General features: G+C 72.8%; 21 protein-coding genes. 14 read left to right on the forward strand and 7 right to left on the reverse strand.

Annotation, left to right across the window (positions count from 1 at the left end):
• Window positions 1–111 precede the first annotated feature (111 nt).
• The 7 genes from dnaK to ABD241_RS12040 all read left to right on the forward strand — a co-directional run bounded on the left by dnaK (window position 112) and on the right by ABD241_RS12040 (window position 8,736).
• The gene (gene dnaK, locus ABD241_RS12010) at window positions 112–2,013 is read left to right on the forward strand and encodes a molecular chaperone DnaK (protein WP_344062533.1); all 1,902 of its coding nucleotides are present in this window, start codon (window positions 112–114) and stop codon (window positions 2,011–2,013) included.
• Window positions 2,010–2,771 (forward strand): nucleotide exchange factor GrpE, encoded by a 762-nt coding sequence (locus tag ABD241_RS12015; RefSeq protein WP_344062535.1) that lies wholly within the window; start codon window positions 2,010–2,012, stop codon window positions 2,769–2,771. Before dnaK ends, ABD241_RS12015 begins: the two co-directional genes overlap by 4 nt.
• Window positions 2,772–2,860: 89 nt before the next feature.
• Window positions 2,861–3,883, forward strand: a complete 1,023-nt coding sequence (locus ABD241_RS12020) for a DnaJ C-terminal domain-containing protein (protein ID WP_344062538.1) — start codon at window positions 2,861–2,863, stop codon at window positions 3,881–3,883.
• A 60-nt stretch (window positions 3,884–3,943) separates the two neighbouring features.
• Window positions 3,944–4,405 carry a heat shock protein transcriptional repressor HspR gene (locus tag ABD241_RS12025; protein ID WP_425580752.1) on the forward strand — a complete coding sequence of 154 codons (462 nt, stop codon included), beginning with the start codon at window positions 3,944–3,946 and terminating at the stop codon, window positions 4,403–4,405.
• Between the two features lie 114 nt (window positions 4,406–4,519).
• The gene (locus ABD241_RS12030) at window positions 4,520–7,663 is read left to right on the forward strand and encodes an ATP-binding protein (protein WP_344062543.1); all 3,144 of its coding nucleotides are present in this window, start codon (window positions 4,520–4,522) and stop codon (window positions 7,661–7,663) included.
• Window positions 7,664–7,814: 151 nt separating this feature from the next.
• Window positions 7,815–8,465: an ANTAR domain-containing protein gene (locus ABD241_RS12035; RefSeq protein ID WP_344062545.1), complete on the forward strand. Its 651-nt coding sequence runs from the start codon at window positions 7,815–7,817 to the stop codon at window positions 8,463–8,465.
• A 19-nt stretch (window positions 8,466–8,484) separates the two neighbouring features.
• Entirely contained in the window at window positions 8,485–8,736 is a 252-nt protein-coding gene (locus ABD241_RS12040; RefSeq protein WP_344062548.1) for a hypothetical protein, read from the forward strand.
• A gap of 36 nt (window positions 8,737–8,772) precedes the next feature.
• On the opposite strand, the gene ABD241_RS12045 is transcribed toward ABD241_RS12040, so the two are convergent.
• Window positions 8,773–8,880 carry a DivIVA domain-containing protein gene (locus ABD241_RS12045; protein ID WP_344062551.1) on the reverse strand — a complete coding sequence of 36 codons (108 nt, stop codon included), beginning with the start codon at window positions 8,878–8,880 and terminating at the stop codon, window positions 8,773–8,775.
• A gap of 147 nt (window positions 8,881–9,027) precedes the next feature.
• On the opposite strand from ABD241_RS12045, the gene clpB reads away from it, so the two are divergent.
• On the forward strand, window positions 9,028–11,589 hold the full coding sequence (gene clpB / locus ABD241_RS12050) for an ATP-dependent chaperone ClpB (protein ID WP_344062554.1): 2,562 nt from the start codon (window positions 9,028–9,030) through the stop codon (window positions 11,587–11,589).
• A 37-nt stretch (window positions 11,590–11,626) separates the two neighbouring features.
• Here the strand turns inward: clpB and ABD241_RS12055 are convergent, their stop codons facing one another.
• Genes ABD241_RS12055 through ABD241_RS12065 form a run of 3 tightly spaced genes read right to left on the reverse strand, consistent with a single transcriptional unit; the run spans window position 11,627 to window position 14,662 of the window.
• The gene (locus ABD241_RS12055) at window positions 11,627–12,517 is read right to left on the reverse strand and encodes an ABC transporter permease (protein ID WP_425580753.1); all 891 of its coding nucleotides are present in this window, start codon (window positions 12,515–12,517) and stop codon (window positions 11,627–11,629) included.
• Window positions 12,504–13,439: an ABC transporter ATP-binding protein gene (locus ABD241_RS12060; RefSeq protein WP_344062560.1), complete on the reverse strand. Its 936-nt coding sequence runs from the start codon at window positions 13,437–13,439 to the stop codon at window positions 12,504–12,506. Before ABD241_RS12060 ends, ABD241_RS12055 begins: the two co-directional genes overlap by 14 nt.
• On the reverse strand, window positions 13,436–14,662 hold the full coding sequence (locus tag ABD241_RS12065; RefSeq protein WP_344062563.1) for a LolA family protein: 1,227 nt from the start codon (window positions 14,660–14,662) through the stop codon (window positions 13,436–13,438). Before ABD241_RS12065 ends, ABD241_RS12060 begins: the two co-directional genes overlap by 4 nt.
• A gap of 105 nt (window positions 14,663–14,767) precedes the next feature.
• Here ABD241_RS12065 and ABD241_RS12070 point away from each other — a divergent pair, with 105 nt between their 5' ends.
• A complete protein-coding gene (locus ABD241_RS12070; RefSeq protein ID WP_142180952.1) occupies window positions 14,768–15,418 on the forward strand; it encodes a response regulator in 651 nt (216 codons plus the stop codon).
• 38 nt (window positions 15,419–15,456) lie between these two features.
• Complete coding sequence (locus ABD241_RS12075) at window positions 15,457–16,890, forward strand: sensor histidine kinase (RefSeq protein ID WP_344062566.1); 1,434 nt, start codon at window positions 15,457–15,459, stop codon at window positions 16,888–16,890.
• Here the strand turns inward: ABD241_RS12075 and ABD241_RS12080 are convergent.
• A complete protein-coding gene (locus ABD241_RS12080; RefSeq protein ID WP_344062569.1) occupies window positions 16,853–17,476 on the reverse strand; it encodes an HAD family hydrolase in 624 nt (207 codons plus the stop codon). The genes ABD241_RS12075 and ABD241_RS12080 overlap by 38 nt on opposite strands.
• A complete protein-coding gene (locus ABD241_RS12085; RefSeq protein ID WP_344062572.1) occupies window positions 17,473–18,168 on the reverse strand; it encodes a hypothetical protein in 696 nt (231 codons plus the stop codon). The genes ABD241_RS12080 and ABD241_RS12085 overlap by 4 nt, the downstream gene beginning before the upstream one ends.
• Before the next feature lie 117 nt (window positions 18,169–18,285).
• Between ABD241_RS12085 and ABD241_RS12090 the strand changes: the two genes are divergently transcribed.
• The 3 genes from ABD241_RS12090 to ABD241_RS12100 all read left to right on the forward strand — a co-directional run bounded on the left by ABD241_RS12090 (window position 18,286) and on the right by ABD241_RS12100 (window position 21,350).
• Complete coding sequence (locus tag ABD241_RS12090; RefSeq protein ID WP_344062575.1) at window positions 18,286–18,996, forward strand: LppX_LprAFG lipoprotein; 711 nt, start codon at window positions 18,286–18,288, stop codon at window positions 18,994–18,996.
• A gap of 20 nt (window positions 18,997–19,016) precedes the next feature.
• Window positions 19,017–20,750, forward strand: a complete 1,734-nt coding sequence (locus tag ABD241_RS12095) for an MFS transporter (protein ID WP_344062578.1) — start codon at window positions 19,017–19,019, stop codon at window positions 20,748–20,750.
• 123 nt (window positions 20,751–20,873) lie between these two features.
• A complete protein-coding gene (locus ABD241_RS12100) occupies window positions 20,874–21,350 on the forward strand; it encodes a hypothetical protein (protein WP_344062581.1) in 477 nt (158 codons plus the stop codon).
• Between the two features lie 27 nt (window positions 21,351–21,377).
• On the opposite strand, the gene ABD241_RS12105 is transcribed toward ABD241_RS12100, so the two are convergent.
• Window positions 21,378–22,169, reverse strand: a complete 792-nt coding sequence (locus tag ABD241_RS12105; RefSeq protein ID WP_344062585.1) for an exodeoxyribonuclease III — start codon at window positions 22,167–22,169, stop codon at window positions 21,378–21,380.
• A gap of 52 nt (window positions 22,170–22,221) precedes the next feature.
• Between ABD241_RS12105 and ABD241_RS12110 the strand changes: the two genes are divergently transcribed.
• On the forward strand, window positions 22,222–22,998 hold the full coding sequence (locus ABD241_RS12110) for an SDR family NAD(P)-dependent oxidoreductase (protein WP_344062588.1): 777 nt from the start codon (window positions 22,222–22,224) through the stop codon (window positions 22,996–22,998).
• Window positions 22,999–23,143 lie beyond the last annotated feature (145 nt).

Raw genomic sequence — 23,143 nt, forward strand, 5'->3', positions numbered from 1 at the left:
TGAGCGCAAGATTTGCGAGTCCGGTTTTGACAATCCACGGACGACCGGAGCAGATTGAGCGAAGGACCTGCAAACCAGACCACAGCAACACCCGGATCCAAGGAGTCACCCATGGCACGTGCGGTCGGAATCGACCTCGGTACCACCAACTCGGCCGTCTCCGTCCTCGAGGGCGGCGAGCCGAGCATCATCGCGAACGCGGAGGGCGGGCGTACGACCCCGTCCGTCGTGGCGTTCTCCAAGAACGGCGAGGTGCTCGTCGGTGAGGTCGCCAAGCGCCAGGCCGTCACCAACGTCGACCGGACGATCCGCTCGGTCAAGCGCCACATGGGCACCGACTGGAAGTCGCCCGAGATCGACGGCAAGCGCTACACCGCGCAGGAGATCAGCGCCCGCATCCTCCAGAAGCTCAAGCGCGACGCCGAGTCCTACCTCGGCGAGACCGTGACCGACGCCGTCATCACCGTCCCCGCCTACTTCGACGACGCCGAGCGCCAGGCCACCAAGGAGGCCGGTGAGATCGCGGGCCTCAACGTCCTGCGCATCGTCAACGAGCCCACCGCGGCGGCGCTCGCCTACGGCCTCGACAAGGGCAAGGAGGACGAGCTCATCCTCGTCTTCGACCTCGGTGGTGGCACGTTCGACGTGTCCCTCCTCGAGGTCGGCAAGGACGCCGAGGACGGCTTCGCGACGATCCAGGTGCGCGCCACCAACGGCGACAACCACCTCGGTGGCGACGACTGGGACGACGTCATCGTCCAGCACCTCATCACCCAGGTGAAGAACAAGACCGGCCAGGACCTGTCCAAGGACAAGATCGCCATGCAGCGCCTGCGTGACGAGGCCGAGCGCGCCAAGAAGGAGCTCTCCACCGCGACGAGCACCAACATCTCGGCGCAGTACATCTCGATGACGCCCGAGGGTCCGATCCACCTCGACGAGAACCTCAGCCGCGCGCAGTTCGAGCAGATGACCAAGTCCCTGCTCGACCGCACGAAGGCCCCGTTCCACAAGGTCATCGAGGACGCCGGCATCAAGGTGTCCGACATCGACCACGTCGTGCTCGTCGGTGGCTCCACCCGCATGCCGGCCGTGAGCAACCTCGTCAAGGAGCTGACCGGCGGCAAGGAGCCCAACAAGGGCGTCAACCCCGACGAGGTCGTCGCCATGGGCGCGAGCCTGCAGGCCGGTGTCCTCAAGGGTGAGCGCAAGGACGTCCTGCTCATCGACGTCACGCCGCTCTCGCTCGGCATCGAGACCAAGGGTGGCCTGTTCACCAAGCTCATCGAGCGCAACACCGCCATCCCGACGAAGCGCTCCGAGATCTTCAGCACGGCCGACGACAACCAGCCGTCCGTCCTCATCCAGGTCTTCCAGGGTGAGCGCGAGATCGCTCAGCACAACAAGTCGCTCGGCACCTTCGAGCTGACCGGCATCGCGCCGGCGCCGCGCGGTGTGCCGAAGATCGAGGTCACCTTCGACATCGACGCCAACGGCATCGTCAACGTCTCCGCCAAGGACCAGGGCACCGGCAAGGAGCAGAAGATGACCATCACCGGCGGCTCGGCCCTCTCCAAGGACGAGATCGACCGGATGGTCAAGGACGCCGAGGCGCACGCCGACGAGGACCGCAAGCGTCGCGAGGAGGCCGAGGTCAAGAACCAGGCCGAGCAGCTCGTCTTCTCGACCGAGTCCTTCCTCAAGGAGTCCGGCGACAAGGTCCCGGCCGACGTGAAGACGCCGGTCGAGGAGTCGCTCGCCGACCTCAAGGCCGCCATCGCCGAGGGCTCCGAGGCCGGTGTCGACGAGATCAAGGCCAAGATCGAGGACCTCAACACCAAGTCGCAGGCCATGGGTCAGGCGGTGTACGCCTCCGAGCAGGCCTCGGCCAACGCCTCCTCCGCGGGTGCCCAGGACGGCCAGACGGCCGATGCCGGCGCCGGCCACGCGGCCGACGACGACGTCGTTGACGCCGAGGTCGTCGACGAGGACGAGGCCAAGGAAGCCAAGTGACCGCGTCCGAGTTCGAGTCGGAGCGCGCGGCCGACGGTGCGTCAGGCGAGCAGCCCGACGTGACCGCCACGGGCGCGACGGGTGCCGGCGGCGACGCCGCCGGCACCCCGCCGCGGGCCGAGGCCCACGGCGAGCGCCACCACACCTACTACGAGGGCGGTCCCGGCGCCTCGTCCGAGCCCGGCGGCGAGGACGAGTTCGACCACGCCCCGGGCGGGCCGAGCGAGTCGACCCCGTCCGACGGGGCGGGTGCGACGGCCGAGGCCGGCCACGCGCCCGACGCCGGCCGGACGGGCGACGAGGAGTCCGAGGGCACCGCCCTCGCCGAGGAGGAGAGCATGGCCGCGACACTGCTCGCGGACCTGCAGCGGCTGCAGGCCGAGTACGTCAACTACAAGAAGCGCGTCGACCGCGACCGCGAGGTCATCCGCCACACGGCGGTGGGCAGCGTCGTCGAGTCGCTGCTCCCGGTCCTCGACGACATCCACATGGCCCGCCAGGCCGGTGACCTCGCCTCCGGCCCGTTCGCCTCCATCGCCGAGAAGCTCGAGGCGACGCTCGGCCGCTACGGCGTCGAGCGCCTCGGCGAGGCCGGGCAGGAGTTCGACCCCAACGTGCACGAGGCCCTCATGCACGTCGAGGCGGAGCTGCCCGATGGCGCGACGGGAACGACCGTCGTGCAGGTGCTGCAGCCGGGCTACCGCATCGGTGACCGGCTCGTCCGCGCCGCCCGGGTGTCGGTTGCCGACCCCGCGTGACACGTCGGCCGCGGGGCTGCCCGCGCAGCCCGGCGGCATACCCGATGATGGGAGCAGCGTGAAGGTTTCCGTGACGAAGGAGGTGCGCCATGGCTAGTCAGGACTGGTTCGAGAAGGACTTCTACGGGATCCTCGGCGTGCCCCAGGACGCCGACGCGGCGACGATCAAGAAGACCTACCGCAAGGTCGCGCGCGACCTGCACCCCGACCACAACGTCGGGGACCGCAAGGCGGAGGAGCGCTTCAAGGAGGTCGGGGAGGCGTATGCCGTCCTGTCCGACCCCGAGAAGCGCCGCGAGTACGACGCCATCCGCGCGATGTCGCACGGGGGTGCCCGCTTCACGGCGGGCGGCCCCGGCGGGCAGGGCGCGGGGTTCGAGGACATCTTCTCCGCCTTCGGCGGGGCGGGCGGCCCCGGTGGCCAGCGCGTCCGGTTCAGCACCGGCGGCGGCGGCGCACAGCCCAACCTCGAGGACATCCTCGGCCAGATGTTCGGCGGAGCAGGGCCCGGCGGCGCGCCCGGTGCCGGCTACGGCGGCTACGGCGCGCCGGCAGGTCCGCGCCCGGGGGCCGACGTCCAGGCCAGCACGACCATCGGCTTCCGCGACGCCGTGGAGGGCTCGACGGTCTCGCTGAGCTCACCCGACCTCGGCCGCATCAACGCCCGCATCCCGGCGGGCGTCAAGGACGGGCAGCGGATCCGCCTGCGCGGCAAGGGCCGCCAGGGTGACCCCGGCGCCCCGGCCGGCGACCTCATCCTGACCGTGACGGTCGAGAAGCACCCCGTCTTCGGCCGCGACGGCGACAACCTGACCGTCGACCTGCCGGTGACCTTCGCCGAGGCGGCGCTCGGGGCGACCGTCGCCGTGCCCACCCTCGACGGCGGCTCCGTCAAGGTCAAGGTCGCGCCCGGCACCCCCAGCGGCCGCGTCCTGCGGCTCAAGGGTCGGGGCGTCAAGCGCGGCGGCCACACCGGCGACCTGCTCGCCAAGGTGCAGGTCATCGTGCCGCAGCGACTGACCGACGAGGCGCGCGAGGCCATCGAGAAGATGGCCGCGGCCGAGAACGGCCACGACCCCAGGGCCGAGCTGTTCCGGCGCGCCCGCGCCTGACCACCGAGCTGACGACCGAGCTGACGACCGACCCGACGAGTGATGGAGGAGGTGATGGCGATGGCCCGCAAGAGCGCCCGCCCCACGGGGCACGATGACGACGCCCCGGTCTTCGTCATCTCCGTCGCGGCCGAGCTGGCCGGCATGCACGCGCAGACCCTGCGCCAGTACGACCGGCTCGGCCTCGTCTCCCCGTCGCGCACCCGCGGCGGGGGCCGGCGCTACAGCACCCGCGACGTGCAGCTGCTCCGCGAGGTGCAGCGGCTCTCGCAGGAGGGTGTCTCGCTGGCCGGCATCCAGCGCATCCTCGAGCTCGAGAACCACGTCGCGGCGCTCCAGTCGCGGGTGGAGGAGCTGTCCGCCCAGCTGGCCGAGGCGCAGGCCGCGCAGGCGGCCCTGACGGCCGGCGCGCGCGTGTTCGCCGTGGGCCCGCGGGGCGAGGTGGTGACGGTGCGGCCCGGCCAGCGGCCTCCCCGCGCGCCCTCCTCGCAGGCCCTCGTCGTGTGGCGTCCGAACCGGTAGGTCACTGGGTTCTGGGCCCGCCTTACATGTGTAACACTGTGCAGGCCTCATGCAGCTGGGGCGCCGTTGCCGATTGCCCCGGAGGCAGTTCTTGATCCCACTCCCGGACGTCGCGTGACCCCGCACCAACCGGAGGGTGACATCCACGGCGGGGCCGAGACCGGACACCGCCTCGGCGTCGTGTCGAGCCCCAGCGAGATGCAGCAGATCTTCTCGCAGACCGACTGGTCGGCAACGCCCCTGGGTCCCGTCGAGACCTGGCCCACCAACCTGCGCGTCCTCGTGGACGTGTGCCTCTCGTCGCGCTTCCCCATGCTCATCTGCTGGGGACCCGAGCTGCTCATGCTCTACAACGACGGCTACCGCGACCTCCTCGGGCCCAACAAGCACCCCGGCGCGTGGACGCTGCCCGTGCGCGCCGTGTGGCCCGAGGTCTGGGACATCATCGGCCCGATGCTGGACGGCGTCACCAGCGGTGGCCCGGCCACCTGGGTCGAGGACGCGCTGCTCGTGATCAACCGCGCCGGCTTCCTCGAGGAGGCCTACTTCACCTGGTCCTACGGGGCCATCCACGACGACGACGGCAAGGTCGTCGGCGTCCTCAACGTCGCCACCGAGACCACGGCCAAGGTCGTCGCCGAACGCCGTGCCCGCGTCTCCGCCGAGCTCGTCGAGACGCTCGCCGACGCGCGCGGCCCCGAGGACGTCCGCCGCCGCGCCGTCGGCGTGCTCGGCTCGCACCCGCACGACCACACGAGGGCTGAGCTCGTCTGGACCGGCTCGGCCGAGGGCCCGGCCGAGGACGAGCGGACCGCCGCCGCCGGCGAGGTGGTGCACCGCGTGCCCGTCGTGGAGCCCGGACAGGTCGGGCCCACGGCCCACCTCCTGCTCACCGACAACCCGCGCCGACCGTGGGACTCCCAGCTGCAGGTCTACGCCGAGCTGTGCGCCTCGCACGTGGCCATGGCCCTGAGCGGCATCCGGCACCTGCAGGAGGAGCGCCGACGGGCCGAGGTGCTGGAGGAGCTCGATGTCGCCAAGTCGGACTTCTTCGCCAACGTCAGCCACGAGCTGCGCACCCCGCTCACCCTCATCGCCGGGCCCGTCAACGACGCCCTGGCCGACGACGGCCTGGAGCCCGAGCAGCGTCAGCGCTTCGAGCTGATCCGCCGCAACACCGAACGCCTCACCGTTCTCGTCGACCGCATCCTCGACCTCACCCGCGTCGAGGCCGGAGCCGTCGAGCCACACTGGGTCGAGGCAGACCTCGAGGAGCTCACCACCGGCATCGCCGCGAACTTCCGACCCGCGATCGAGCGCACCGGTCTCGAGTTCGAGGTCGTCACCGACGAGGTCGACCACGAGACGTACGTCGACGTCGACATGTTCGAGCGGATCGTGCTCAACCTGCTCTCCAACGCGCTGAAGTTCACGCCGCGGGGCCGCATCTGCCTTCGGCTCGAGACCCACGCCGGCGGCTACCAGGTGTCCGTCACCGACACCGGCGTCGGGATCGCCGAGAAGGACCTCGACCTGGTCTTCGACCGGTTCCGGCAGCTCGGCCGGGGCGACGACCGTCGCTCACGCGAGGGCGCCGGCATCGGCCTCTCGCTGGTCCGGCAGCTCGTCGAGCTGCTCGACGGGACCGTGGGCGTCAGCTCCACCCCGGGAGAGGGCAGCACCTTCACGGTCTCGCTGCCGTGGGGCAGGCCCGCGTCGCGCGAGGCGCTGCGCCCCTCGATCCGTCCCCGCTCCGCGGAGTCCTTCATCCTCGAGGCCAGCACGTGGGTGGTCCGCGACGACGTGGCCGAGCAGATGGCGGCCGACACGCCGCAGTCGGCGGCTCCCGTGTCCGAGGTGTCCACATCCACCGGCGTGCGTCCGACGCTGCTCGTGGTCGAGGACAACCACGACATGCGCGACTACATCGCCCGGCACCTGGTCAGCGACTACGACGTCGTCTCCCTCCGCGACGGTGTCGAGGCGCTCGACCACGTCCGGGCCCAGCGGCCCTCGATCGTCCTGGCCGACGTCATGATGCCGCGGATGGACGGCCTGACCCTCGTGCGCGAGATCCGCGCCGACCCGGCGCTGCGCGACCTGCCCGTCGTGCTGCTCTCGGCCCGGGCCGGCGTGGACGCCAGCACCACCGGGCTGCTCGAGGGCGCCGACGACTACGTCACCAAGCCGTTCGACCCGCAGGAGCTCCGCGCCCGGCTCGCGGCCAACCTCGTGCGCTCGCGCTCGCGGTCCCGCGACGCAGCCTGGCTACGCGCCATCGTCGAGGCCATCGTCGAGCCGTTCGTCATCGCCGACGCGCAGGGCCGCGTGCTCGACATGAACCCCGCCTTCACGCGTACGTTCGGCTGGTCGCTGGCCGACGGGCCGCTCGTCCCTCCCTACCCGTGGTGGGCGCCTGCCGACGCGAGCGGCGCCGAGCGGGACCGGCACGAGGAGCGCATTCGTGAGCTTCAGGCGGGGCGCCCGGTGCTCGACGACCGCTACCGCATCGTGCGCAAGGGTGGCGGCGAGGCCTGGGTCCACACCCGCGCGGCCAGCGTGCCGGCCACCGCGGAGCACGAGGGGTTCATCATCGTCGTCGTGCGCGACGAGACCCGCGAGCACGAGTCGCGGATGCGGCGCGAGCTGGCGGCGCGGATCGCCGTCGACCTCGCCAGGGCCGACGACCTCGACCAGGCGCTCGCCACCGCCGTCACCGGCTTCACCGTGCTCTTCGACGGCGAGGTCACCCTCAGCGTCTCGCCCACCAAGGGGCAGCCCGTCGTGCTCTCGCCTCGCGGCCGCGTGTCGACGACAGAGCTCGAACCCGGCGTCCGCCGTGGGCTCGACTCGACGCCGTTCCGCCACGACGTCCTCGTGGGTGAGAAGCGCGAGGGCCTGCTGCTGTTCCCCACGGCCCAGGAGTGCGACTGCCGGGCGTGGGTCCAGTTCGACGAGCCGCGGCTGGTCTCGAGCGACGAGCTCGTCGTCGGTGACCTGCTCGCGCAGTCGCTGGGGCAGGCCGTCGACCGTGTCGTCGACCTCCAGGCGCGCGCCGAGAAGGAGAAGCAGCTCGAGCAGGCCATCGAGAGCCACCGCCTCATCGGCCACGCCGTGGGGGTGCTCATCGAGCGCCATCGGATCACGGCGAAGCAGGGCTTCGAGATGCTGCGGCAGGCCTCCCTGAGCCGCAACATCAAGCTGCGCGAGATCGCCACGCGCGTGGTCGAGACGGGCCAGGACCCCGACACCGCCTGACCCTCTGGGGGCTGACTCCGGGCCGGCTGAGCGCTCGGCTTGCGGCCGAAGCGCCATGTCGCCGTGGCGTTTTGGAGGTCCCGGTGCCGGGATGCAAGACTGTGCTGCCTCCAAGATCGCGGGCCTCTCCCGGCATACCTTGGAGGCCCGCGTGACGACCCCGCCTTCGTTCCCCTCGACGAGCGACGACGGCTCTCCCGCCCGTCCGGCCACGGCCGAGCGGATCGCCGAGGCGGCACGACGGATGGTCCTGCTCGAGGAGCTCGAGGACGTCATGACCATCGCCGCAGCAGCCATCGGCGATGCCATGGGCGGCGACGCCGCGCTGCGGGTCACCACCGACCAGCACGACCTGTACGCCACGGCCTCCGGGGTCGTGCCCCCGGCCGCACTGCCGCCCGAGGCCCGCACGGCTCTCGTCGAGGGCACGGGTGAGGGCGTCCTGCTGGAGTCCATCGCCGAGCTCGCCCGCTGCCGCGGCTGGGTCGTGCCCGACGGGAGGGTCGAGCCCCTCGAGGCGGCACGGCTCGTGGGCGAGCTGCTGCTGCACTCCCTCGTGCAGGCCGTCCAGCGCACCCTCATCGTGGGGCGCAGCCGCCGCAACGAGGCCAACCTCGAACGGGCGCTGGACAGCCACCGGCTCATCGGCCAGGCGATGGGGATCCTCATCGAGCGCCACCGGATCGTCTCGCAGGAGGCCTTCGACCTGCTGCGCCGCGCCTCGCAGGACAACAACGTCAAGCTGCGCGAGGTCGCCGAGCACGTCATCGAGACCGGCGCCGAGCCCGGGGACGTCGTGTGAGCGTCCTACGCTGGGTCCCGTGAGCACCCGCATCGAGCACCTTCTCGTGCTGCCCGACCGCGAGGTCGCCGAGGAGCTCGCCGACGAGCTGGAGTCCGAGGGCCTGACCGAGGTGCGCGTCGTCCGCGAGGCCCTCGCCGGCGAGGACGACTCCGAGGACCACGAGTGGGCCGTCTACGTGCGCACGCCTCCGGTGCCCGCGTATGCCGCCCGCTTCGAGGCGCTCGCCGCCGCCCACGGCGGCTGGTACGACCCCGACCCGCAGGGCTGAGCCGCGCGCGGCATCGCCTCGGCGGCCCGAGCCGGGTCAGCGGCCGAGGAGCGCGTCGACGTCGGCCTGGGCGTAGCCCTCGCGGAACTGCGTCGTGCGGAACCGCGCCCTGGGCAGCTCGTCGGCAAGGGCGGCGCGGTCCATGGGCCGAGCGTACGGCCGGGGGGGCCTTCCAGCGGGACGCCGCGCGACGGCATACGGCCTGATCGCTCCTGACGTGAAGTTGAGTGGAATAGACTCAACTCAGACCCGGTTGAACCCAGCGAACCCATCCCTTTCCCAGGAGTACGCATGGACCTACAGCTGACCAACAAGGCTCAGGAGGCCTTCGCCCAGGCCGCGACCACCGCGACGGGCAAGCACCACCCGAACATCGAGCCGGCTCACCTGCTGCTCGCGTTGGCAGCCCAGAGCGGCACCACGACCCCGGCCCTGCTGACCGCGGGCGGCTCCAGCGTCGCGGCGGCGACCGCGGCGGCGGAGCGTGCCATGGCGTCGATGCCCCAGGTCACCGGCGGCGTCCAGCAGCCGCAGCTCTCGCCGATCGGCCTCCGCGTGGTCCAGCAGGCCCAGCAGTACATGACGGCGATGGGCGACTCGTTCGTCTCCACCGACCACCTGCTCCTGGCGATCGCCCGCACCGGGCAGTTCGGCCTCGACGCCGACGCCATCGAGAAGGCCATCCCCGAGCTGCGCGGCGGGCGGCCCGTCACGTCCGACAACCCGGAGGGCACCTTCGAGGCCCTGGCCAAGTACGGCACGGACCTCACGGCCCGGGCCCGCGAGGGCAAGCTCGACCCCGTCATCGGCCGCGACGCCGAGATCCGCCGCGTCGTGCAGGTGCTCTCCCGCCGCACGAAGAACAACCCCGTCCTCATCGGCGAGCCCGGCGTCGGCAAGACCGCCGTCGTCGAGGGCCTCGCCCAGCGCATCGTCGAGGGCGACGTGCCCGAGAGCCTGCGCGACAAGACGCTCTACAGCCTCGACCTCGGGGCGATGCTCGCCGGCGCGAAGTACCGCGGCGAGTTCGAGGAGCGGCTCAAGGCCGTCCTCGAGGAGATCAAGGGCAGCGACGGGCAGATCGTCACCTTCATCGACGAGATCCACACCGTCGTCGGCGCGGGCGCCGGTGGCGAGGGTGCGATGGACGCCGGCAACATGCTCAAGCCCATGCTCGCCCGCGGTGAGCTGCGCCTCGTCGGCGCGACGACGCTCGACGAGTACCGCAAGCACATCGAGAAGGACGCCGCGCTCGAGCGCCGCTTCCAGCAGGTCTTCGTCGGCGAGCCGTCGGTCGAGGACACCATCGCGATCCTGCGCGGGCTCAAGGAGCGCTACGAGGCCCACCACAAGGTGACCATCGCGGACTCGGCGCTCGTGGCCGCCGCGTCGCTGTCCGACCGCTACATCTCGGGGCGGCAGCTGCCCGACAAGGCCATCGACCTCATCGACGAGGCCGCGTCGCGGCTGCGCATGGAGATCGACAGCAGCCCCGTCGAGATCGACGAGCTGCGCCGTGCCGTCGACCGCCTGAAGATGGAGGAGTTCGCGCTCGAGCAGGAGACCGACGCCGCCTCGCGCGACCGCCTCGAGCGGCTGCGCAAGGACCTCGCCGACCGCACCGAGGAGCTCGCCGCCCTCAACGCCCGGTGGGAGGCGGAGAAGTCCGGCCTCAACGCCGTCGGTGACCTCAAGGCCCGGATCGACGACCTGCGCACCCAGGCCGACCGCCTGCAGCGCGAGGGCGAGCTCGCGGCCGCGTCGAAGATCCTCTACGGCGACATCCCGACGCTCGAGAAGGAGCTCGCCTCGGCCCAGGAGCGCGAGGCCGCGGCAGCCCCCGGCCAGGACGAGCCGATGGTCAAGGAGGAGGTCGGCGCCGACGACATCGCCGACGTCATCTCGGCCTGGACCGGCATTCCCGCCGGCCGGCTGCTCGAGGGCGAGTCCGAGAAGCTGCTGCACATGGAGGAGCACCTCGGGGCGCGCCTCATCGGCCAGACCGACGCGGTGCGTGCAGTGTCCGACGCCGTGCGCCGCACGCGTGCCGGCGTCTCCGACCCCGACCGGCCCACCGGCAGCTTCCTCTTCCTCGGGCCGACGGGTGTCGGCAAGACGGAGCTGGCCAAGAGCCTCGCGGACTTCCTCTTCGACGACGAGCGCGCCATGGTGCGCATCGACATGTCGGAGTACTCCGAGCGCCACTCGGTCGCGCGCCTCATCGGTGCGCCTCCCGGCTACGTCGGCTACGAGGAGGGCGGCCAGCTCACCGAGGCCGTGCGCCGGCGCCCGTACTCCGTGATCCTGCTCGACGAGATCGAGAAGGCCCACCCCGAGACGTTCGACATCCTGCTCCAGGTGCTCGACGACGGCCGCCTCACCGACGGCCAGGGGCGCACGGTCGACTTCCGCAACGTCATCCTCGTGCTCACCTCCAACCTCGGGTCCCAGTTCCTCACCGACCCGCTGCTGTCGCCGGAGGAGAAGCGCAACGAGGTCATGGCGGTCGTGCGGGCCTCGTTCAAGCCCGAGTTCCTCAACCGGCTCGACGAGATCGTCGTCTTCGACGCGCTCACCCTCGAGGACCTGACGCGGATCGTCGACCTGCAGGTCAAGGCGTTCGCCCAGCGGCTCGCCGACCGGCGCATCGCCCTCGAGGTCACCGACGACGCCCGCCGCTGGCTGGCCGACAAGGGCTTCGACCCGGCCTACGGCGCGCGTCCGCTGCGCCGCCTCGTGCAGCGCGAGATCGGCGACCGGCTGGCCCGGGGCCTGCTCTCCGGCGAGGTCCGCGACGGGTCCACCGTCAAGGTCGGCGTGAACGGTGACGGGGAGTCCCTCACCCTCGTCTGACCCGACCCCGGACGTCCTGCGCCCGCCGACGCGTCGGTCAGCTGGTGACGTCCTTGCCGGCGAACCGGGCCCACGCGAGCAGCCAGAAGACGACGGCATACCCGAGGTCGACCCACAGGCCGCGGGCGACGTTGTCCCAGAACGGCGGGTCGCGGAGCAGGTCGGCGAAGGCCTGCCACTGGTCGACGAGCAGCCACGGGTGCAGCCACGAGATCTGCGGCACCGCGTCGGCGATCCACGACAGGATCGTGAAGATCATCAGCGCCACCGTTGCGGCCAGCGGCTGCTCGGTGAGCGTCGAGATGAACAGCCCGACCGCGGCGAGCGCGGCGAGCCCGGCAGCGATGTAGAGCCCGACGAGGACGACCCGCCCCACCCCGCTCCAGAACGGCAGCTCGGTGCCGGACAGCGTGGGCATCGGGCCGGTGCCGAGCAGGGCGATCCCGACGACCGCACCGGAGAGGGTGACGACGGCGACGCCCCAGAGGGCGCCGACGACGAGCGAGGCGTACTTGACCGCGAGCAGCCGGGTGCGCCCGACCGGCACGGTGAGCAGGTAGCGCAGCGTGCCGAGGTTCGCCTCGCCGGCCACCGCGTCGCCGGAGAGCATCGCGATGGCCAGCGGCAGGAAGAGCCCCATCTCCACGCCGAGCGCCGCGAGCGGGACGAACAGCCCGTTCGAGGTGATCGAGGAGAGGAAGTCGGGGCCACGGCCCGCGCGCGGCGCGGAGATCCGCACGGCGACCGCCATGAGCACCGGCACGGCGGCGAGGACGAGCAGGCCCATCTGGTTGCGGCGCCGGCCGCCGATGAGGCCGAGCTCCGACCAGAGCAGGCGTCCGGAGAGCCGCCCGGACCAGGTCGTCCGGGCCGGTGGTGCCGTCCCGCCGGCGGCCGCGGACGCGGTCACGGACTCAGCCACTGACATCGAAACCCTCCCCGGTCAGCGCGACGAACAGGTCCTCGAGGCTCGGGCTGCTCACCGTGAACTCCCGGACGCCGACGCCGCCCTGGACGAGCGCCGCGACGATCTTCTCCGGCTCGACGCCGCCCGGCACACCGCATACGCCTCCGGGGATCGGCGCGACGGCGTCGACGCCCAGCTCGGCCATGATGCGCGACGCCTCGGCCGGCTGCTCGGTGAGGACGCGTGCGACCGGGGCGGCTCCGCCGCGCACCTGGGCCGTCGAGCCCTGGGCCACGAGCCGCCCCTCGCTCATGACCCCGAGGTGGGTGCACATCTGCTCGACCTCGGACAGCAGGTGGCTCGAGACGAAGACCGTCGTGCCGTCGGAGGCCAGCGACGCCACGAGGTGGCGCACCTCGCGGGTGCCCTGCGGGTCGAGGCCGTTGGTCGGCTCGTCGAGCACCAGCAGCTCGCGGGGCATCAGGAGCGCCGCGGCGATGGCGAGGCGCTGGCGCATGCCGAGCGAGTAGGCGCGGTAGCGCTTGCCGGCCGCCGGGAGCAGGCCCACCCGGTCCAACGCCGCGTCGACCCGCGACGCCGCGGTGTGCCGGTCGGCCGTCAGGTCCGCGGCGTCCAGGCGGCGCAGGTTGTCCCGCCCCGAGAGGTAGGGGTGGAAGGCCGGGCCCTCGACGAGCGCGCCGACGCGAGGGAGCACCTGCTGGGCCGCCCGCGGAATCGAGTGGCCCAGAAGGCTGCTCGTGCCTTCCGTCGGGCGAACCAGGCCGAGCAGCATCCGGATCGTCGTCGTCTTCCCGGAGCCGTTCGGCCCGAGGAAGCCGTAGACCGACCCGCGGGGCACGGCGAGGTCGAGGGCGTCGACCGCCGCCGTGCCGCGGAACCGCTTCGTCAGCCCCCGGCTCTCGATCGCGAGCTCGCCGGTCACTTCGCCGCCAGGGCCGCGTAGAGGCTCTCCGGTGCGACGGCGCCGACGGCCACCCGACCGTCGTCGGTCACGACGGCGGAGAACAGGGTGCCCTCGAGGACGTGCCCGGAGCCCCACGAGCCCGACGTGGCCGGGAGCGCCTTGAGGACCGTGGCCAGCTGGCGCGCCGTGGCGTCCGTCCCAGCGCCACTGCCCGAGGTGGTGCCTGACGTCGCGCCGGCCGGCATGCGCGTCACCAGCACGGTGCTCCAGCCCGAGCCGACGACGCGGGTCGCGCCGGCTGCCTTGGCCGCGGCGTCCGCCTGCTGCTTCGACGGTGCCGGGTTGGTGCCGGGGGCGCCCTTCGGGGTGGCCTGGTCGGACTGCGTCACGGTGGTGCCCGCCGGCGGCGTGAAGGCGAACTGCCGCGCCTCGGGGGCCGAGAAGTCGACGGCCGTGAAGCCCACCTCGAAGGCGGGGTTGGACAGCTTCGTCGAGTAGACCTGCACCCGCAGCGGCACGTGCTTCTCGGCGTCGATCGCAATGCGCACCGACGCGACGCGCGTGGCCGTGTCCTTGGGGGTGAGGACGAGCTCGTATGCCGACCGGCCGGCCACCGACGCCGCGCCGGACGTCGTCACCGCGGTGTCCCTGCCCATCGCCGCCAGGGCCGCGGACGCTGCCTGGTCAGGGGTGCTCGGGACGCCGGTCGGGAGGCCGCCCGAGGGCCGGCCGGGCACGGTGGTGCCCTGACGGGGCCCGCGCTGGTCGGCAGGGACGGTGTGGTGCACGGCGGTCTTGTCGGTGCTCGACCACAGCCACAGGTCGGAGCCGTTGCGGATGACGTCGGACTCGCCGCTCGTGCCGACGAGGGCGAGGCGCTGGCGGGTCGGCCCGTCGACCCAGATGCGCCAGGTGTGGGTGCCGGACAGCAACGAGGTGAGGGAGCTGCCCCCCGCGCCGGCCAGGCCGCCCGCACCCCCGGACCCGCCACCCGCCGGGCCGCCTCCTGTGAGGCCCGCGAGCGAGGGGAGGCCGAGGTCGGAGGTCTGCACGACCGTGCCGGACAGGCTCGAGACGTCGGCCGAGCGCACGTCGGCGAGCAGCTGCTGCGCCGTGCGCGGCGGGAGGCCGGAGTCGGCGGACGCCGTCTGGTTGAGGGTGAGTGCCACGACGCCGATGGCTCCGACGGCTGCGACCGGCAGGCCCCAGCGGGCGGCCGGGTGCTCGGTGAAGATGCTCATGGCGCCATCCTGCGCCGGGCCGCCTGAGACGTGACTGAGAACGCACGGGTGCGGCGACGGGCTGCTCGGCGGCGGAGGGCCGGTGCGGCGTGCCATGGTTGCGGTGTGCGGGTGCTGCTGGTGGAGGACGAGGCGCGGATGGCCGCGGCCCTGGTGCGGGGGCTGCGTGCCGAGGGCTTCGTCGTCGACCACGTCGCGGACGGGATCTCCGGTCTGGACGCGGCTCGTTTCGGCGGCTACGACGTCGTCGTCCTCGACATCATGCTGCCCGGCCTGTCCGGCTACACGGTCGTGCGCACCCTCCGCGAGGAGGAGAACTGGGTCCCGGTCCTGCTGCTCACGGCCAAGGACGGCGAGTACGACGAGGCGGACGGGCTCGACTACGGCGCCGACGACTACCTGACCAAGCCCTTCTCGTTCGTCGTCCTGCTCGCCCGCCTGCGCGCGCTGGTCCGGCGCGACCCCGCCCCGCGGCCCGTCGTCCTGAGGCAGGCGGGCGTGACCCTCGACCCCTCCAGCCGGCGCGTCGAGGTGGACGGCGAGGGCGTTGCCCTGGCCCCGCGCGAGTTCGTCCTGCTCGAGCACCTCATGCGCGCCGGCAGCGTCGTCGTGCCCAAGGACGAGCTGCTCGACCGGGTGTGGGGCGGCCTGGAGGACCCGAACGTCGTCGAGGTCTACGTCGGCTACCTGCGGCGCAAGCTCGGGCGGTCCCGGATCGAGACGGTCCGGGGCGCCGGCTACCGGATGGCGCAGTGAAGACGGCGCAGTGAAGACGGCGCAGTGAAGACGCTCCCGTGACCGAACCGCGACGACGCAAGCCCCTGTCGGACAGACGTCCTGGACGTCTCGCGCGGCTGGGACTGCGCGGGCGCCTCATGCTCGTGGGGCTCCTCGGGGTCGCCGGCGCGCTCGTCATCGGCGGGGTGCTGCTCTACGTCATCCTGACCGGGTCGCTGTCCCGCTCGGTCGAGGCGGCCGCCCGCGCGAGCGCCGAGCAGGTGGCGTTGCTCGTCGACGCCGGTCGGGTGCCCGACCCCGTCCCGGTGTCCGGCGCGCAGGTGCTCCAGGTCCTCGACGCCCGGGGTCGTGTCGTGAGCGGGTCGGTGACGGCCGACCGGCTCACCCCCCTCGTCACCGCCGACGAGCGCCGGCGCGCCCTGGCGGGTGAGGCGGTGCTCGTGCCGGGCAGCCGCTCGGGGCTCAGCGGCCGGCTGCAGGTCGCGGCGGTGGCGGCCGGGCCCGAGAGGTCCGGTGAGCGCCCCTACACCGTCGTGGCGGCCGCCTCGACGGCAGACATCGAGCAGAGCGCACGCACCGTCCGCTGGCTGCTGCTCGCGATCTTCCCACTGCTGCTCGCGGCGCTGGCCGCCATCGCGTGGCGGGTGATCGGCGCCGCCCTCGGGCCGGTGGAGGCCCTGCGACGCGGGGCCGAGCACATCGACGACGCCTCGTCGGAGCGGGAACGGCTGCCCGTGCCACCCAGTGAAGACGAGATCAGCGCCCTCGCGACGACGCTCAACGCGATGCTCGACCGGATCGCGACGGCCCGCCGGAAGCAGCGCGCCTTCGTGGCCGACGCGGCGCACGAGCTGCGCAGCCCGCTCGCCAGCATGCGCACGCAGCTCGAGGTGGCGCAGCGCCTGGGGGAGGGCGGGCGGCTGCCCGAGGAAGTCCTTCCCGACGTCGAGCGGCTCTCGGGCCTCGTCGACGACCTGCTGCTCCTCGCCCGCGCCGACGACGCCGGGACCGCGGCATCCGCACGACCCGCGGCCACCGTCGACGTCGCGGCGCTGGCCGTGCGCGTCGCGGAGCGGTACCGCACGGCAAGGGTCCCCGTGCGGGTCGCGCCGGGGCTCGGGAGCCGCCCGGTCGAGGCGAGCACCTCCGCCGACGACCTCACCCGGGCGGTGACCAACCTCGTCGACAACGCGGCCCGGCACGCGCGCAGCTCGGTGACGATCGACGCCCGGGCCCGGGCCGGACGCGTGGAGGTCGTCGTCACCGACGACGGGCACGGCATCCCCGCCGAGGACCTGGACCGGGTCTTCGACCGCTTCACGCGCCTCGACGAGGCGCGCGACCGCGACAGCGGCGGCACGGGGCTCGGCCTCCCCATCACCCGAGCCCTCGTGCGCCGCTGGGGCGGGGAGGTGCGGCTGGAGGACGCCGCCCCCGGTGTCACGGCCGTCGTCACCCTGCCGGCGGCGCGCCCGGTCGGGTCAGGGTGAACAGCTCTGCCGCCCAACCGAACTCACGCGCGGCGGCGACGTTCTCCGCGCGGTCGTCGGTGAACCACACGTGCTCGCGACCCAGCTCGCGCCCGAGGTCGGCCTCGATGGCGGCGTGCGCGGCGGCATACGCCCGCGGATCCGGCTTCGCGAGGCCGAAGTCGGAGCTGTTGAGCACCCCGTCGAAGAGCCTGGCGACGCCGAGCAGCTCGAGCTCCTGCGGCACGTAGTCGGTGCCGTTCGTGAAGACGTAGGTCCGGTGACGCCCGGAGCGGAGTGCCTCGAGACGCTCGACCGTCTCGTCGACGACGGAGCCGCGGTGCTCGCGCCAGCGGGTCATGTGCTCGCGGACCCGGGCCGGCTCGGGAACGACCTCCTCGAGAGCCGCGCAGATCGCGGCATACCACTGCTCGAAGGTCTGGCGCCCGGTGATGGTCGGCAGCAGCAGGTCGCTGCGGAACGCCGTGGCCGAGACGTGCCCGGCCGGCAGCCCGAGGGCCGCCTCGATCGCGGCATCGGCGCCGCCCGGGGCGAAGTCCCGGACGACGCCGTCGAGGTCGAAGACGTAGGCGGTGTGCCCGGTCACACGGAGGAGTCGCGCTGCTCGCGCTCGCCGACGACCGTGGAGCCGTTGTGCTCAGTGGGATCCGTGGGCTCGGTCGTCTCTGCGCCGTGTGCCGTGTCGGTGGCCGTGTCGGTGACCGTGGTGTCGGTGGCCGTTGCGTCGGTGGCCGTCGGGTCGGTGCCCTCGGGGTGCCAGGAGGCGGTGCCCTCGTGGACGTTGCCGTGGGCGCGTCCGGTCACGACGTCGGCAACCGACGGCTGCTCGCGCTCGCGCAGCTCGGCCTCGCGGAGCGAGACCTCCTCCTCGCGGTGGGCCAGCTCTGCCTCACGGGTGTCGAGGCCCTCGTGGCGCGCGGACAGCTCGTTCTCGCGGCGGCGCAGGTCCTCGTCGCGCAGGCCGGCGTCCTGCAGGCGCTCCTCGTGCTCCCGGCGGGCGGTCGCGGCGTTCTCCTCGATCTCGGCGACGCGGGCGCGTTCCTTCTCCTCGCGGCGCAGACGCGCCCGCCGCCGGGCCGCGGCCGAGAGCAGGGCCCAGCCCAGGGCGAGCAGCAGCATGGCGACCGCGCCGTAGAGCACGAGCTCGAAGGGTGAGGCGTCGCGGGTCAGGCCGAGCGCCGTGACGGCGACGGTCGTCGTCGCGGGATGGGTGGCCACGTAGGCCAGGACGCCGACTGCGGCTCCCAGCAGCAGCAGGATGACTCCGAGCAGTGCCATGGTTCGTGCTCCTTCGTCAGGTGGCGAGGCGGTCCCGCCGCGGTCCCCGAACCTAGCCATACCCACATCGGCCCGGCCACCCGAGCCGGCCCGAGGCTCTCGGTTAGCCTGACGCGCATGCGCATCACCAGGACACTCGCGGCCGCGGCCCTCTCGGCGCTCTGCGTCGCCTCGGTCGCCGCCTGCTCGAGCAGCTCGGAGGGTGGCGCGACGGGCCAGACGCAGCTCTCGCCGGCGCAGCGCCTGGCTGCGGCCAAGGCCAAGGTCGACGCCGCCCCCTCGGTGCACCTGCAGCTGGCCAGCGCCAACGTCCCGCAGGGCGCGAGCGGGGTCGTGTCGGCCGACGGGTGGGGCAAGCACCCGCCGGCGTTCAAGGGCACGTTCAAGGTCTCGCTCAAGGGCGTGCAGGCCGACGCCGAGATCACCTCGATCGGCGGCGACGTCTACGCGAAGCTGCCCCTGGTCCCGGGCACGAACAAGATCGACCCCAAGGCCTTCGGGCTGCCGGACCCCGCCGTGCTCTTCTCGCCCGACAAGGGCCTGACGACGCTGCTGACGGCGACGACCTCGCCGGCCGATGGCGACAAGGTGCGCAGCGGCGCCGAGGTGCTCTCGACCGTCAAGGGGACCGTGCCGGGCAAGGCCGTGACCGACCTCTTCCTGATCGGCGACAGCTTCGGCACCTACTCGGCGACGTACGGCCTCACCGACTCCCAGGAGCTGCGCCAGGTCGCCATCGCCGGACCCTTCTTCGGCTCCGGCACCACGTCGACCTACACGTTGACGCTCGACCAGTACGGCAAGCCCGTCACCATCACCAAGCCCTGAGCCCCCGTGACGAGCCCGTGATGCCAGCCGCCGCGCCCGCGAGCACCTCCCGTCTCGCCCTGCTCGCGGCGGCGTCGGCGGCCGTGGCGCTCGCAGCAGCCGACACCTACGTCGTCGTGCTGGCCCTGACCGACATGATGGCCGGCGTCGGCATCGGGATCGACGCCCTGCAGCGCGCCACCCCGATCATCTCGGGCTTCCTGCTCGGCTACATCGCCGTGCTGCCCCTGATCGGTCGCCTCTCGGACCTGCTCGACCGCCGCCGGATCCTGCTGGGCTGTCTGCTCGTGTTCATGGCGGGGTCGGCGGTCACGGCCCTGGCCGTGGAGATGCCGGTCCTCGTCACCGGCCGCGTGCTCCAGGGCGTCGGCGGTGGCGGCCTCGTCCCGGCCACGCTGGCGCTGGTCGCCGACCTCTGGCCGGCCCACGAGCGCGGCACACCGCTCGGCGTGGTCGGCGCCGTGCAGGAGCTCGGCTCGGTGCTCGGGCCCGTGCTCGGAGCCGTGGTGCTCGCGTGGTCCGGGTGGCGGGCGATCTTCTGGATCAACGTCCTCGCCGCCCTCGTGCTGTATGCCGTCATCCACCTCCTCGGCGCCCGCGGGCTCCCGACAGAACAGGGCGGGAGGACGCGTACGCCCTCGGGGAGGGTGGCCCGGGCCGGCACGGCCGTGCTGCTGGTGCTGGGACTCGCGGCGACGGGGCTGGCGCTGGCGGCACCCGAGTCGCTGGTCACCGACGTGGCGCTCGGTGCGCCGTTCGTCCCGTTCGTCGGAACGTCCCGCCTGCTCACACCCATCGGCGTCGCGGGTCTCGGGCTGCTGCTCGCCGTGGCGGTGCTGAAGGCGCCGCGGTGGTGGCGCGCGCTACGCCGGGCCGACCTCGTCGGTGCCCTCCTCGTCGCCGTCGCTCTCGGCTGCCTGGTGCTCACCTTCGCCTCCTCCGACCCTGAGAAGGCGGTCGTCGGGCCGCTCGGCTACCGCCTGCTCCCACTCGGCGTCCTCGCCCTCCTCGCGCTGGCCTGGCGGCAGCGGAGCGCGACCGACCCGCTCATCCCTCGTGGCGTGGTCGGGGCCCGGGGACTGCTCTCGCTCCTCGTCAGCCTGCTCGTCGGCGCGGCGCTGGTGTCCGTCGTCGTCGACGTGCCGCTCCTCGCCCGACTGACCGACCGCTACGACGAGACGGGGGCCGCCCTCGTCCTCGTCCGGTTCCTGCTCGCGGTCCCGGTGGGCGCGCTGCTCGGCGGCTGGTCGCTGCGCCGCCTCGGCGACGGGGCGGTGGCCGGTCCGGGCCTGCTCCTCGCCGGCGCCGGGCTGCTCGTGATGTCGCGATGGACGCTGGAGTCGGTCACCGACACGGTGCCGGCGACCGTGGTGCTCGTCGTGGTGGGCCTCGGCATGGGGCTGGCCCTCGCGCCCGTCAACAACGCAGCACTCGCCGACTCACCGGCCGACGCGCACGGCGTCGCCAGCTCTCTGGTCGTCGTGGCCCGGATGGTGGGGATGGTGGTCGGTCTGGCCCTGCTCACCTCGATCGGCCTGAGCCGCTACTTCGACGCGGTGCGGCGCCTGCCCGACCAGCTCGACACGGGCGCCCTGGTCGGGGCCGGCGTGGTGCAGGTGCAGACGGTCTTCCTCGGTGGAGCCGTCGCCGCCCTGCTCGGCGCGGCGGCTGCCTTCGGGCTCGGGCTCGTGCGCCGCCGGGTGGGCGGGACAGGGCCGGCGGACGCCGACGTGCCGCGCTTCATCGCTCTCTGAGCGGCTCCTATATCACGCATCTCGCCGCAAAGCAAGTCGCGCCCTTGACGGCGGTTGTCGGCCGGTTCGACTCTGGAAGCTCGGGCCGGCGGTGGAGGCCGCCGCAGCGACGAGGAGGATGAGATGGACGAGCACATCGTGAACCGCCGGCGGGTCCTGATGGGGACGGGCGCCGCCGTGGCGATCGGGAGCGTGGCAGGCGCCTCATCGGCGTCGGCGAGCGGCAGCAGTGGCTCAGGCCTGACCGGGAGCTGGGTGGTCTCCCGAAAGGACAACACGGCCGACGCGGTGAAGACGACGACGGTCATCAGCTTCACGGCCGGCGGGGTCCTGATCAGCCAGGACATCTCTCCCGCGGACTCGGTCTTCACCGGCACGTGGGAAGGTCGAGGAGGCGGCGGCTTCCAGGGCACGATGTGGATGGGCCAGCCGGGTCCGGCGGGGCCGGGCAAGCCCGGAGTCACGATCCGAGTGCGCATCCGAGGCGGCTGGACCCAGGGCAAGATCTGGGGGACCTACTCGTACACCGTCTTCGACGCCTCCGGTGCCGTCCAGACGCAGGGCACGGGATCGTTCAGCGGTCGCCCGATCGACGCCTGAGCATCCCTGCGCCACGACCACGCTCGGTCAGTCCCCGACCTGGAAGACGACCGGCGCGTGGTCGGACGCTCCCTTGCCCTTGCGCTCCTCGCGGTCGATGGCGGCGCCGACGACGCGCCGCGCGAGGGCGGGGGAGCACAGCGCGAAGTCGATCCGCATGCCCTGGCGTTTGGGGAACCGCAGCTGCGTGTAGTCCCAGTAGGTGAAGGTGCCCGGCTCGCTCGTGTGCGGGCGCACGACGTCGGCGAACCCAGCATCGACCACGGCCTGGAAGGCTGCCCGCTCGCCCGGTGAGGTGTGCGTGCGGCCCTCGTAGTAGGCGACGCTCCAGACATCGGCATCCGTCGGGGCGATGTTCCAGTCGCCGAGCAGCGCGATCTGCGCGTCCGGGTCCTCACCGAGCCAGCCTCGGCCGGCGACGGCCAGTGCCTCGAGCCAGGTCAGCTTGTAGCCGAGGTGCGGGTCGTCGAGCGCGCGGCCGTTGGGGACGTAGAGGGACCACACGCGTACGCCCTTGCACAGTGCCCCGATCGCGCGCGCCTCCGGGACCGCTGGGTCACCCCAGCCGGGCATCCCGTCGAAGCCCACGCGTACGTCCTCCAGCCCCACCCGGGAGGCGATGGCCACGCCGTTCCAGTGGTTGAGGCCGTGGTGGGCCACGTCGTAGCCGAGGGCCTCGAACCGGTCGAGCGGGAACTGGTCCGCGCGCGCCTTGGTCTCCTGGATGGCGAGCACGTCGACGTCGGTGCGTTCGAGCCACGCGGCGACGCGGTCGATGCGGGACCGGATGGAGTTGACGTTCCAGGTGGCGATGCGCACAGTCGGTCACCCTAGACGGCCGCGGCGACACCCGGTGCCTAGGGTGAGGCGCATGACTGCAGAGCGCACGACGCGACCCACGGCCCTCGTCACCGGCGCGAGCGCCGGCATCGGGCGGGAGTTCGCCCACCAGCTGGCCGCCCGCCACCACGACGTCGTGCTCGTGGCCCGCGACCGTGGCCGGCTCGAGGAGCTCGCAGGCGAGCTCACGAGCAGGTATGCCGTCTCCGCCGAGGTGCTCGTCGCCGACCTGTCGGACCGGTCGGCGCTGCAGACGGTCGCCGACCGGGTCGCCGACGGGCAGCGGCCCGTCGACGTGCTCGTCAACAACGCCGGCTACGGCCAGCGGCGCTCGTTCCTGCGCAACGACGTCGCGGTCGAGGAGGCGGCGTTCGACGTGTTGACGCGCGCGGTGCTCGTTCTGTCGCACGCGGCCGGTGTCGCGATGCGCGACCGGGGGCGTGGGCGCATCGTCAACGTCTCCTCGGTCGCAGGGTTCATCGCCTCCGGTTCCTACTCGGCCGCGAAGGCGTGGGTGACGACCTTCACCGAGGGACTGGCCGCCGAGCTGGCCGGCTCGGGGGTCACCGTGACGGCGCTGTGTCCCGGCTTCACCAACACCGAGTTCCAGCAGCGGGCCGGCATCAGCAAGCCGGGGCCGGAGTTCCTGTGGCTCGACCCGCGCAAGCTCGTGGCCGACTGCCTGCACGACGTCGACAAGGGCAGGGTCGTGTCGGTGCCGGGCACCCAGTACAAGGCCGTCGTCGGGCTGCTCAGGGTCCTCCCCCGCTCGGTCGTCCGCAACCGAGCCCGCCTGGTGCGCCGCTGAGGCACGCTGCCGTCACGTCGACGGCGGAGCGGGCCCGGGAGATGTGCCTCGACTTGTCCGACATTTCCGTCCCAAAGACTCGTGTTCGACTGCGCTTCAATCGAACTCGCGCTTCGTGTTGCGATTGCGCCTGTGCGCCCAAGTC

Source organism: Terrabacter lapilli, from assembly GCF_039531305.1.
Classification (GTDB): domain Bacteria; phylum Actinomycetota; class Actinomycetes; order Actinomycetales; family Dermatophilaceae; genus Terrabacter; species Terrabacter lapilli.